At 71.0% G+C, this 11406-nt stretch carries 8 protein-coding genes; 6 read left to right on the top strand and 2 right to left on the bottom strand.

The genetic code is table 11. The features are described 5' to 3' along the window. Positions 1–34: 34 nt before the first annotated feature. On the top strand, positions 35–937 hold the full coding sequence (locus tag ACZ7L0_RS12690; protein WP_471242444.1) for a ribokinase: 903 nt from the start codon (positions 35–37) through the stop codon (positions 935–937). After that, the gene (rbsD, locus tag ACZ7L0_RS12685; protein ID WP_471242443.1) at positions 934–1323 is read left to right on the top strand and encodes a D-ribose pyranase; all 390 of its coding nucleotides are present in this window, start codon (positions 934–936) and stop codon (positions 1321–1323) included. Before ACZ7L0_RS12690 ends, rbsD begins: the two co-directional genes overlap by 4 nt. Positions 1324–1491: 168 nt before the next feature. On the opposite strand, the gene ACZ7L0_RS12680 is transcribed toward rbsD, so the two are convergent. Next, on the bottom strand, positions 1492–2571 hold the full coding sequence (locus ACZ7L0_RS12680; RefSeq protein ID WP_471242442.1) for a toll/interleukin-1 receptor domain-containing protein: 1080 nt from the start codon (positions 2569–2571) through the stop codon (positions 1492–1494). A gap of 229 nt (positions 2572–2800) precedes the next feature. On the opposite strand from ACZ7L0_RS12680, the gene ACZ7L0_RS12675 reads away from it, so the two are divergent. The 4 genes from ACZ7L0_RS12675 to ACZ7L0_RS12660 all read left to right on the top strand — a co-directional run bounded on the left by ACZ7L0_RS12675 (position 2801) and on the right by ACZ7L0_RS12660 (position 10542). Beyond that, the gene (locus ACZ7L0_RS12675; protein WP_471242441.1) at positions 2801–4033 is read left to right on the top strand and encodes an FxsB family cyclophane-forming radical SAM/SPASM peptide maturase; all 1233 of its coding nucleotides are present in this window, start codon (positions 2801–2803) and stop codon (positions 4031–4033) included. Positions 4034–4300: 267 nt separating this feature from the next. After that, the gene (gene fsxC, locus ACZ7L0_RS12670) at positions 4301–5608 is read left to right on the top strand and encodes an FxsC protein (protein WP_471242440.1); all 1308 of its coding nucleotides are present in this window, start codon (positions 4301–4303) and stop codon (positions 5606–5608) included. A 16-nt stretch (positions 5609–5624) separates the two neighbouring features. Continuing rightward, on the top strand, positions 5625–9548 hold the full coding sequence (gene fxsT, locus ACZ7L0_RS12665; protein ID WP_471242439.1) for an FxSxx-COOH system tetratricopeptide repeat protein: 3924 nt from the start codon (positions 5625–5627) through the stop codon (positions 9546–9548). Positions 9549–9798: 250 nt separating this feature from the next. After that, complete coding sequence (locus ACZ7L0_RS12660; protein ID WP_471242438.1) at positions 9799–10542, top strand: hypothetical protein; 744 nt, start codon at positions 9799–9801, stop codon at positions 10540–10542. 42 nt (positions 10543–10584) lie between these two features. Here the strand turns inward: ACZ7L0_RS12660 and ACZ7L0_RS12655 are convergent, their stop codons facing one another. Continuing rightward, positions 10585–11385: a sugar phosphate isomerase/epimerase family protein gene (locus ACZ7L0_RS12655; RefSeq protein WP_471242747.1), complete on the bottom strand. Its 801-nt coding sequence runs from the start codon at positions 11383–11385 to the stop codon at positions 10585–10587. Positions 11386–11406: the final 21 nt, after the last annotated feature.

The raw sequence follows: 11406 nt of genomic DNA, 5'->3' as shown, positions 1-11406 counted from the left end.
GCCGCTTCAACTCACCCCACAGGGAGTTCTTCTCATGTACGACTACGACCTTCTGGTCGTGGGATCGGCCAACGCCGACCTGGTGATCGGCGTCGAGCGGCGTCCGGCCGCCGGCGAGACGGTGCTCGGCTCCGACCTGGCCGTCCACCCGGGCGGCAAGGGCGCCAACCAGGCGGTCGCGGCCGCCCGGCTCGGGGCCCGTACGGCACTGCTGGCCCGGGTCGGCGACGACGCGCACGGCCGGCTGCTGCTCGACTCGCAGCGGGCGGCCGGGGTCGACACGGTGGGCGTGCTGGTGGGCGGCGCGCCGACCGGGGTCGCGCTGATCACGGTGGACCCCGCCGGCGACAACAGCATCGTGGTGTCACCGGGCGCCAACGGCCGTCTGGCGCCTCAGGACGTCCGCGCCGCGTGCAGCCTCTTCCACGCCTCCCGGGTGGTCTCGGCGCAGCTGGAGATCCCGCTGGAGACGGTCGTTGAGGTCGTACGGAACCTGCCCCCGGACAGCCGGTTCGTCCTGAACCCCTCGCCCCCGCGCCCGCTCCCCTCGGAGGTGCTGGCGGCCTGCGACCCGCTGATCGTCAACGAGCACGAGGCGAAGGTGATCCTGGGCGAGGCCTGTGTGAGCGAGGAGCCGGCCGACTGGGCGCGGCTGCTGCTGGCGAAGGGCCCCCGGTCGGTGGTGGTCACGCTGGGCGCGGAGGGTGCGCTGGTGTGCGACGCCGGCGGTGTGACGCGGGTGCCGTCGGTGAAGGTGGACGCCGTGGACACCACGGGCGCCGGTGACGCCTTCACGGCGGCGCTTGCCTGGCGGCTGGGGTCCGGCTCCTCCCTCGTCGAGGCGGCGGCCTACGCGGCCCGGGTCGGCGCGGCGGCCGTGACCGAGCGGGGTGCGCAGGAGTCCTTCCCGACCGCCGCGGAGGTCGACGCCCTGTGAAGAAGGCGGGCATCCTCAACCGTCATCTCTCCGGCGCGCTGGCCGAGCTGGGCCACGGGCACGGCGTCCTGGTCTGCGACGCGGGCATGCCGATACCCGACGGCCCCCGGCTCGTGGACCTCGCCTTCCGCGCGGGCGTGCCGTCCTTCGCCGAGGTCCTGGACGGCCTCCTGGCCGAACTGGTCGTCGAGGGCGCGACGGCGGCCACGGAGATCCGGGGCGCCAATCCGGCGGCGGCGTCCCTGCTGGACGGCCGCTTCCCCGACCTGACCCTGGTGCCGCACGAGGAGCTGAAGGAGCTGTCGGCGGGGGCGCGGCTGGTCGTGCGTACGGGGGAGGCGCGGCCGTACGCGAATGTGCTGCTGCGGTGCGGGGTGTTCTTCTGACGGACCCCTGAAACGCCCCTGGAACGTTTCGAGGGGGCCCGGTCCGTCGACCGGGCCCCCTCGGCTTTTCCCCTCCGTGTCAGAACCCCCGCGATCCCCCCGGATCCCCCTCCAGAAGTTCTGATGCCAGGTACGACCCGCGAGGTGGGGGAAGGGTTGCACGGGGGTTCAGGACTTTTTCCGGGAAGCCACCCTCTTGATGTGCTTGACGAGCTCCGGCAGATCGCCGTCCCCCTTCTCGGGGTCGAGCTTGTAGCCGGTCGGCCCCTCCAGGAAGCCGGGCACGTCCGCCATGCTGTGCTCGGGGAAGATCACCACCAGGTCGCGTTTGTACCAGTCGCGGTGCTTCAGCCGGCGGTTGAGGATGAGGTCCGCCTCGAACGCCACCCCGTCGCCCTTGCCCTCGATTTCCTTGTGCTCGGCCCGGAGCTTGTAGGTCGGTGAGACGACCACGAGCACGGAGTCGGCCTTCTCGTACTGCTCGCTCATCCACCGGGCCCAGTACTGAGGGCCCTGGCGGTGGGCGGCCGTGTCCATGTGCGCGTCGATCCCCTCGGCGTGCAGCCGGTCGTACAGGGCCTCGACCCTGCCCTTGTGGAAGTCGCCGTCCTCCTCATGGGCGTACGAGATGAACACGCGCGGTCTCTTCGGGGCGTCCTCCTCCGGTTCCCGCGGCGGCGGCACCTTGATGTCCGGCGTGCGCGGGAACGGAAGTGCGAGCTCGGGGAGTTCGGCGAGGGCCACCTCGGGCGGGCTGCTCTCGTACCCGTCGCAGACGGCGGCGGCTATCCGGTCGACCGCCTGGTCGTAGGCCTCGCCGAAGCCTTCGGCGGAGATGATGATGCCGTAGAGGCCTATGCAGGCGTAGCTGTCCGTGGCCTCGCCGCTCAGGATGGGCACGAAGGGCAGGCCGGAGGGCGGAGCGGCGGGCTGCCAGCGCACCAGGACGCGGGCCGGCGGGTCAGGGGGGCGGAGCTGGCGGGCCACGAGGTTGAGGCGGTGTTCGAAGACCGCCCAGTCGGCGCCGCAGTCCTGGTCCTTGTAGTAGGCCTCCGAGCACAGCGCGACCAGGACATGGGCCTTGGCCACCAGCGGGCGGTTGGTCTTGCCCTGTCCACCGGGGCACATGGCCGCCTGGACCGCGTGTCCCCTGCGCCGTGCCACCGCCACGGCCAGGTCCTGGTGGAATCGCGCCGTATAGGCGCTGTGCTCGACGGCGGCGAAACTCGTGATGAAGTCGTAGGACATGCGCAACCCCTTCACTCCCTTTGCCCTGCCGTAGCCGTGGTCACGCCGAAAAGGGGGCTGACGTTGGCCAGTTGGCTTCTCATCGGGCACCGGTCGTTCCTCGTACGCTGAGCGGGGGGACACACATCGCCACGCCGCCTGCCAGCTTCGGCGTGGCACCGAGCCGACCCCCGGGCGACGAACGGGGGGCCGGATGCAGGGAACTTCGCCGAGCCTTGACACTACGTCATTGGCGGTCGTTGCGAACAGACGTCAGGGCCCCACGTGGGACGACAGCACCCCGCCCCCGAATCATTGGCCAGAACCTCGGATATCCGTCACCAAAGACGGCCGGACAACACTGCGGGCATTCGACCAATTCATCGTCAAGTTGTGCAGCCGGTGCAATCTTTCCTGCGACTACTGCTACGTATATGAATTGCGCGACTCGGGATGGCGGGAACGCCCCCGGATCATGCCCGCGCCGGTACGCGAACGGCTCGTCTCACGCATCACGGAGCACGTGCGACGGCACCGCCTGGACCGCGTCCGAGTGCTCCTGCACGGCGGGGAGCCGCTGCTCGCGGGGCCCCGGGTGATCGCCGACTTCACCACGGCGGTCCGCCGGGCCGTGCTCGCGGCCGGAGCCGGGGTGGACTTCGCCCTGCAGACCAACGGCGTCCTGCTCACCGAGGCGTTCCTGGACCTGCTGCTGGATCTGGACATCCAGGTGGGGATCAGCCTGGACGGCTACGCGGAGGCGCACGACCGGCATCGGCGCGGACCGGGGTCGCGGTCGCGGCCGGGCCCGGGCAGTCACGCCCGGGTGACCGCCGCGCTCGGTCTGCTGGGCACTGCGCGCTACCGGCCGCTGTTCGGCGGTCTGCTGTGCACGATCGACCCGGCGAGCGATCCGGTGCGCGTCTTCGACGCCCTCGCCGCCCACCGTCCGCCCGCCGCCGACTTCCTTCTTCCGCACGGGACTTGGGACCATCCGCCGGCCGGAGCGGGCGGCGGCGGAACGCCGTACGGGGCGTGGCTGTGTGCCGTCCACGACCGGTGGCGGGAGACCGGGCGGCCGATGCGGATACGGCTCTTCGAGTCGGTCGACTCACTGTCCCGGCACGACGGCGGAAGCAGCAGCGAGATGCTGGGCACCGTGCCGGCGGCGGCCGTGGCGATCGAGACGGACGGCACGGTGGCGTGGACGGAGTCGCTGAACGCCGTCGCGGAGGGGGCGGCCAGCACGGGCGGCACGATATTCAGCCACTCGTTCGACGCCCTGCTGGGTCTCGCCTGTGCGCCGGAGTACGGCGTGGGGTCCCTGTGCCGGGCATGCCGGGAGTGCCCTCTGGTGCGCGTCTGCGGCGGTGGACTGCGGGCCCACCGCTTCGGGCATGGCCGGGGCTTCGCCAACCCCTCCGTCTACTGCAAGGACATCTCCGCCCTCATCCGGCACATCGGGCCCCGGCTGGATCAATGACGTGGTTTTCCGGAACACCCCGCCGAAAGACGGCGGCTACCAGCGCAAATGTACGACGCCACACGCCCTTTCGAGCGAGAGATTAGCCAATGTCGGGTTTTCGGGGGCGCCTGGAGGGCAAAACCCCATAGCATAGAGGCCAATTGGCGTGGGGGCGACGCACAACGGAAACCTGCCTGTGCACTCCACGTCGATGTGGGTCCATGGGCAAAGACCAAGCCGTGGTTGCAACAGGAGGCAGGCCCTTGGGGGGATGCGATGGGGCCGTTGTTCTTTACCAGCTACGCCAGCTCGACCGGCGACAGAGGGCCGGTCCAACGGTTCCACATCGATGTCCAGAACGAGATCTACAGCGTGCTCGGTCGCACGCCCTCCGCCGAGGGCCGGCTGAAGCACCCTGAGCCCGCTCCGGGCCCCGATCCCGCCGTTCTGAACTGCCGCGCCCTCCTGGTCCTGTACTCGGCGGAGTACGTCGACGACGTTCAGTGCGCCAACGAGTGGTCCGTCTTCACGGAGCGCATGGACCGCCGTATGCGACGCACCGGCGAACGACCCGACTCGCTCGTCGGTGTCGTGTGGCGCACCGAGGCACTGGCGCTGCCCCGTCCCGTCACCGCCCTACGGCACATCGTCGACGAGGAGTACCAGGGGCCCGGCGTCCTGGGCCTCCAGCAGGATCGGCGCAGCCGGAACCGCTACCACGGGATCGTGCGTCGCGTCGCCGCGCTGCTGATGCGGGCCGCCGAGTCACCGCCGCCGGTCATGTCCGAGGCGGAGAGCCGCGGCGTGGTCCCGCGGTTCGGCCCGAGCCGGGCGGCGGCCCGCAGACAGGGGGCCGTTCCGGAGCCGGAGCCCGCGAGGGCAGCCGCGTCGGGGCCGGCTTCCGACCGGGCCGGCCGGCACGCGATGCTCTTGCTGGTGGCGGGCACCGGCGAGCGGATGCGGCACCTGCGCGAACAGGTCGACTGCTACGGGCGGTCCGCCGAGGAGTGGCGGCCCTTTCACCCGTACAGCGAGGAGACCGTGACGTCCACCGTCGGCTGGGCGGCACGGGCCTGCGGGATCGACCGGCTGGCCGTCGCCGCGCCCGGCCCGGACGACTCCTTCCCGGAGGACGTCGACGAGTCGGCGACGGTCCTGATCGTGGTCGATCCCTGGCTGACGGGGGATCCGGCGTTCCCCGCGCTGTGGGAGCGGATCGCGCGGTCACGGGCGCGCGTAGCCGCCGTCGTCGTCGTACTCGCCCGCACGGACGAGGAGAGCACGGCCCATGCGACCCGGCTGCGCGAGGCGGTCTCCCGGACACCGGCGCGGATGCTCGGCGCGGCACACCACGAGGCGGGCAGCCGGGACGCGCTGGCGCACATCGTGGCGGCCGTGATGGCCGACGCGGTCACGCGCCCCGAGGACGACACGGGCGGCGCACGCGCCAGAACGGGGGACCTGTCCATCGAGAGTCCGGCGGAACGACGCGTCCGCAAACATCGGGAGCGCGTCGGTTGGCTCAGGCACGGGGCGAACCCGTGGCCTTCGATACTGAGCAGAACGCCCGGCGAGTCGCTGGGCCCGGGCTGAGCGCATGGGGCGGGGGATGAGTACCACAGGTTCGGCAGGTTCGGCGAAGATCATTTCCTTCTACTCGTTCAAGGGCGGAGCCGGCCGCACCATGGCCCTGGCGAACGCCGCCTGGATCATCGCCAGTCAGGGGAAGTCGGTGCTGGTCATCGACTGGGACCTGGAGGCGCCCGACCTCCACCTCTACTACGGCACCTTCCTCCCGCTCTCGGACCTCACCTTCGCCGACGGCGTGCTGGACATGTTCTCCGCCTTCGCGGGGGCCGCAGCCGGCATGGGCGGGGCGGAGGACCTGCGCGCCCTGCACCCCCAGCACACCGACGTCGAGCGCTACCAGGTCCGCCTCGAACACGAGTTCCCGAACGGCGGCCGGCTCCACTACATGGGCCCCGGACGCATGGGCGACGACTACGCCAACCGCCTGGCCGAGTTCGACTGGACGGGGTTCCACACCAGCGACGACGGCAAGGAGTTCCTGGCGGCGCTGCGCGCGCGGCTGCTCGACAGCGACTACGACTACGTCCTCATCGACAGCCGTACCGGCTTCTCCGACGGCGCCGGCATCTGCACCCTCACCCTGCCCGACACGGTCGTCCTCGCGCTCACCATGAACCGGCAGGCCATCCAGGGCGCCCGCAAGATCGCCGAACGCATCAGCCTGTCTCCCCGGCCCATCGGGCTGCACGTCGTGCCCACGCGGGTCGACCGGGACGAGCAGGAGCGTATGTACCGGCGCCGCGACGAAGCACGCCGGTCCCTCGACCCGTATCTCGGCATCACCGACGAGGACACGCTCGCCACCTACTGGGGCCAGGTGAAGGTGCCGTACGTGCCCTACTACACGTACGGCGAGGAGCTCGCGGTGATGCGGGACGACCCCCGCGACACCGACAGCCTCCTCGCGGCGTACGTCAGGCTCGTCGACCGGATCACCGACGGTGCCGTACGGGAGTTCCAGCCGGTGCCGAGCGCCAAGTCCCGCGCCTACCGGCAGCAACTCGCCCAGCGGGAGCGGCTCCAGGCCGAGCAGGAGGCCGAGCCCTGCACGGTCACCATCCTGCACGCGCCCAACGACCAGCTGTGGGCCGACTGGATCGGCGAGCTGCTGGCCCCGACCCGGATCCAGATCGTCCAGCCCGGCGAGAAGCCCGCCGACTCCCTGCCCGACAGCACCTACGTCCTCGCCCTGCTCTCCCCGCACCTCGCGGGCACCCAGGCCGGTGAGACCGTCGCGCGGCTCACCACGGGCGCGCCCGTCGGCAGCGGGCCCGGCGACCAGCAGGTCATCGGCGTGCGGGTGAGCACCGCACGGCTCGCGCCGCACTTCGAGTTCGACTGGCACAACACCATCACCCTGGACGGCCAGAGCGAGGACGTGGCCCGCCAGGAGCTGCTCGGCCACTTCGGGCTGTCGGCGGGCGCCGGGGAACCGGCGCCCGCCTGGGGCGGTCCCCGCTTCCCCGGACGGCAGCCCGAGGTGTGGAACCTGCCCATGCGCAACGCCGAGTTCATCGGGCGGGTGGAGCAACTCAACGCGCTGCGCGAGGGGTTCGACTGCTTCGGCGGGGGCTACTCGCCGCCCCAGGTGCTGTGCGGCCTGGACGGCGTCGGCAAGCGGCAGATCGCCCTGGAGTACGCCCACCGGTTCGCCTCGCAGTACGACGTGGTGTGGTGGGTGCCGGCCGCGGAGAGCGTCCAGGACTCCCTCACCAGGCTGGCCCGCGCGGTCAACGCCTCCGGCGGCCCGCGCGCCGGCGAGGACCGGCAGGCACTGCTGGAGCACCTGCGGCGGGAGCGGCGCCGGTGGTTGCTGGTCTTCGACGGAGTGGAGGACAAGGAGGCGGTCGAGGACCTCATACCGACCGGCGGCTCGGGCCACGTCCTGATCACGTCGGGCAGCATGGAGTGGGCGTCCGAGTACACGAAACACGCCGTCGGCCCCTTCACCCCCGAGGAGAGCGTGGCCCTGCTCAGTCGCAGGCTGCCCGGGGCGTCCGACGAGGAACTGCTGCGGCTCGCCGAGCGGCTCGGGCACCTGCCGATCTGGGAGGAGGCCTCGGCCGGTGTGCTGCGGGCCTGCCCCCAGGACATCGACCTCTTCATCGAGGAACTCGACAGCCGCGGCACGGCCTCCCAGGAGGAGGTCTCGCCGGAGTACCGGGACTTCACCGAGGTCTGCAAGCTGGCCTACGAGGACCTGCGGTCGCAGTCCCCGGCCGCGGCCCGGCTGCTGGACCTGTGCGCCTTCCTGTCGCCGGACGGCGTGGGCATGAACGTCGTCACGTCGGACCGGATGCTGGAGCTGCTGAAGCGGTCCGACCCCGAGCTGAACGACGCCGACTTCATTCTGCACCGCCACCTCAAGCTCCTGGGCGACCAGGCGCTCGCCGTCCAGGACCCCCGCCTGCGCACCCTCAAGGTGCCCCGCGTGGTGCAGGACCTGGTCCGCGGCTGGATGTCCGAGGAGGAACGCGACAGCACCCGCGCCGAGGTGCTGGGCGTCCTCGCCGCCATGGTGCCGAACGACCTGGAACGGCACGAGCCGGAGCACGAGAAGACCTTCGCCGAGCTCGACCGGCACGTCATGGTCTCCGGGGCCGTGGACAGCACCGAGACGGCCGTGCACCGCTGGCTGGTGAGCCAGGTGTACCACCGCTGGATGTCGGGCGACTGGAAGCGCGCCCGTGAGCTGGGCGAACTCGTCCTGGAACGCTGGCGGCAGGCGCTGGGCGCGGAACACCTCATGGTGCTGCGCATGGAGTCCCAGCTCGGCGCGGCCTGCCGGCTCCTCGGCGACTACCGTACGGCGCTCGAACTCACCACCCACGCGGCGGCCACCCTGCGCGCGAAGCGCAGCAACGAGGCCGACATCCTGCTGGCCCGTCGCGGCTACGCGGCCGACCTGCGCGCCGTGGGCAGGTTCCGGGAGGCGTTCGCCGAGGACCAGGGGACCTTCTCGGGGCTGAAGAGGGCCATCGGCGAGGACGCCAACGGAACACTGGCCGCCTCCCACAACCTCGCCCTGTCGAAGTTCTACTTCGAGTCGGTCCCGGCCGCCATCCTCCAGGAGCAGCAGGCGCACGGGTGGCGCGAGCAGATCGCGACCGAGAAGGACCCCAAGCCGTGGGTGTCGTACGCGCACCTCGGCACGTACCACCGGGAGATGGGCGACCTGGTCACCTCGGAGCGGTATCTGACCGAGGCCCGCACCAAGCTGCACAGCCTGCTGGGCTCCGGCTCCCACCAGACGCTGGGCGCGGTCGCCAGCCTGGGCATGACCATGGTGCGCCTGGGCGATGTGCAGTACGGCCTGCCGCTGGTCAAGGACGCGTACGTCGCCTACCGCGACACCTGGGGCGAGGAGCACCCCCGCACGATGTCCTGCCGGCTGTCCCTCGCCATCGGCCTGCACGCCCAGGGCAGGACCCTCGACGCCGTGGCCTACACCCGGGACGTGCTGGGCCACTACGTCGACGTGTTCGGCGACGACCACCCCTTCACCGGCATCTGCCGCAGCAACCTCGCGCTGTACCTGCTGGGCTGCGGGCAGGCGAATGAGGCGAACGAGCACGCCGGCAAGGCGATGCTCCAGCTGAAGGACGCGTTCGGCCGCAGGCACCGCTACACGCTGGTCGCCCGGATGAACCTGAACAACTGCATGGCCGCGCTCGACAGTCTGCCCGCCGGGGAGCTGGCCCGCGAGGACCAGGACATCTACGACAGCTGCAGGGAGCGGTCCGCATGGGGCGAGAGCCACCCGGTCACGCTGACCGCCCTGGCGAACCTGCTCGCCTCCCGTCCCCCGGCCGACGGAGAACTCGCGGCAAGCCTGGAGCGCAAGGTCGCCGAACATTTCCAGAAGGACCACGAGCTCGCCAGGGCGCTGCTGGCCGAGCCGTATCAGAGGATCGGCGCCGATCTGGAGGTGCAGGGTGTCTGACCCTTCCGCGACACCGGCGTACGCCCCGGCGCACAGACTGGACGGAGTGAACCAGAAGATGAGCGAACTCGATTTACATCTCCGTCAGTTGCTGCAGTCATGCGATCTCCCACATCTCGCGTTCTACGATCGGGACCGGGCGAAAATGTTCGCCGCCGAAACTGTGAGGCCACCGGAGGAATTCCCGGGGGAACCGGCATCAGGCCGTCTTGAACGCGCCGGGCGACAACTTTTCTACATCCTCGAGGAATTGGCGCCAGATTTCGCGGAACTGCGCACCGGCGCGCTCATACGCACGGTGGTGCGCGTTCCGAGCGGAGCGCTTCTGTTCCATTCGGTCGAGGCCGGATTCCACCTCTGCTGCGCCACGCCCCGGGACCGGGTCACCGAGCTGATCGCCCGCATGACCGAGGGAATCGACGGCCTCAGGCCGGCCGTCCGCTACAGCCTGCGCTCCCGCCGCTCGTATCCGAGCAGGTACGCGGCCGCGGCTGCCGCTTCGGTGAAGCCGCCCACCGCCGAGCGTGTCACCGAGGCCGACGACGTCACCGAAGGCAGCCCCTACACGGTGGACACCGCCGCCGACGAGGCCACCGGGATCACCGACCTGCTGCGCGCGGCCCTGGGCGTTCGTGGCCTGCACTACGTGGCGTACTACGCCGCCGGTGTCCCCACCTGCACGGCCGACATCTTCCGCCACCCCGCTCTGCGGAGCCACTTCGGCGCCTCCACACCGCAGCAGCGGCGGGACAAGTACGGCCTGCTGGGACAGCTGCTCCCCGGCGTCGCAGGCCGTATGAACACCTCCCTGCACGCGCTGCTCGAAGGGGAGATCCAGCAGATCGTCCTGAACGTGGAGCAGGGAGCCGTGTACTTCCAGCAGCTCTACGAGCGCCACTACTTGCTGGGCGTGTCCCTGAACCAGTCACAACTGGCCGAGGCGGACGAGCACATCGAGCGGCTGGGCAGGGAACTGGCGGGTGAGGCGGGGTAGTCACCGGAGCGGACCCGGTGACCGCTTATGTCACCCACACCCTCATCGGATCACGTGTTCGACGAACCGTGCGGCGGTCTCGGCGAGGACCTCGCGCCCGTCCCGAGCCCACAACTCCTCGTTGAACAGCTCCACTTCGATGGGACCGGTGTAGCCGGCCGCCTCCACGTACCCCTTCCACTCGCGCATGTCGATCGCGCCGTCCCCGATCTGGCCGCGCCCGTTGAGGACGCCCTCGGGCAAGGGGGTGGTCCAGTCGGCGAGCTGGAAGGAGTGGATACGGCCGCCCGCGCCCGCCCGGGCGATCTGCTCGGGGGCGGTGTCGTCCCACCAGATGTGGTACGTGTCCACGGTGACGCCGACCTGGTGGGCGGGGAAGCGTTCCGCGAGGTCCAGGGCCTGGGCGAGGGTGGAGACCACGCAGCGGTCGGAGGCGTACATGGGGTGCAGGGCCTCGATGGCGAGACGGACGCCCTGGGACTCGGCGTAGGGGCCGAGCTCAGCGAGGGCGTCGGCGATCCGCTCCCTGGCGCCGTGCAGGTCCCTGGAGGCGGCAGGGAGACCGCCGCAGACCAGGACCAGGGTGTCGGTGCCGAGGACGGCGGCCTCGTCGACCGCGCGGCGGTTGTCGGACAGGGCCGCCGCGCGGGCCGCCGGGTCGATGGCGGTGAGGAAGCCGCCGCGGCACAGGGTCGTCACCGTCAGGCCGGCGTCGCGGACCAGCTTGGCCGCCGTCTCGACGCCGTACGCCTGGACGGGCTCGCGCCACAGGCCCACCTGGGAGACACCCGACTCCGCGCAGGCGGCGGCGAGTTCGGGCAGGGACAGCTGCTTCACGGTCATCTGGTTGATCGAGAAGCGTTC

It is taken from the genome of Streptomyces sp. NPDC039424, assembly GCF_055639495.1.
This window is presented reverse-complemented; position numbering and strand designations above follow the sequence as displayed.